At 67.5% G+C, this 1066-nt stretch carries 1 protein-coding gene; it reads right to left on the minus strand.

All coding sequences use genetic code 11. The features are described from left to right. On the minus strand, window positions 1–951 hold a 951-nt coding region (locus AC1C2V_RS19715), incomplete at its 3' end, for an IS481 family transposase (RefSeq protein ID WP_495391346.1). Between the last annotated feature and the right edge of the window lie 115 nt (window positions 952–1066).

Raw genomic sequence — 1066 nt, forward strand, 5'->3', positions numbered from 1 at the left:
GCCGCCGATGGCGGAGTGGGCTCGGTGGTGATTGTAGAAGTGGAGCCAGCCGGGCAGAGCAGCGTTGCGCTGTTCGGTTGATTCATAGAGCCGGGCGTAGGCCCAGCCGTCGCCCAGAGTCCGATGGAAGCGTTCGATCTTGCCGTTGGTCTGGGGCCGGTAGGGCCGGGTGCGCTTGTGCTTGATGCCGAGCTCGGCACAGGCGTCGCGCCAGGCGTAGGCCTTGTAGGCCGAGCCGTTGTCGGACAGAACTCGCTCGACGCTCACGCCGCGTTCGGCGAACCAGGTGACCGCGCGGTGCAGGACGCCGATCGCGGTGGCGGCCTTCTCGTCGGCGTGGATCTCGGCGTAGGCGACCCGTGAGTGGTCGTCGATCACGGTGTGCACGAACGCGGTCCCGATGGCCGGCCGGTAGGCATTGCCCCGCTTGCCGGTGCGCTGGGCGGTGGCCTCCTTGTTCCTGCGGCCCTGCTGTGGTCCGACGTATCGCCAGCCACCACCGTCGGGGATGTTGGCGAACTTGGTGACATCGACGTGGATCAACGAGCCCGGGTGATCGTGCTCGTAGCGGCGCAGCGGCTCGCCGGTCACGCGGTCGATGTGGGAGAGCCGGTTGATCCGGCAGCGCACCAACACCGCGTGCACGGTCGAGGCCTGCATCCCGAGCCGGCCGGCGATCTGGACCGGACCGAGCCGGTGACGCCATCGCAACTGCACGATCCGGCGCACGACCCGTGGTGGCGTCTTGGTCGGACACGAGCGCGGGCGCGAACTGCGATCGACCATGCCCGCCGTTCCTTCGCAGCGGTACCGGTCGGCCCACTTCTTCGCGGTGCGTGCAGCGACCATGAACATCTTGGCCGCTGCCGCGTAGGTCCAGCCGCGGTCGACGACGAGCTGAGCAAGTCGCAGTCGGGCGCGTGGAGTCAGGGCAGCATTAGCGTGGGACACGAAGGCCTCCGGTCAGTGAAGCGGTGAACTAGACAGCTCCACTTCACAACCGGAGGCCTTCGTCTGTCAGACAGACTCACCGATGCCGGGCGGTACAACCTCCCTGGACATCACA

Source organism: Isoptericola sp. Y541, from assembly GCF_059445465.1.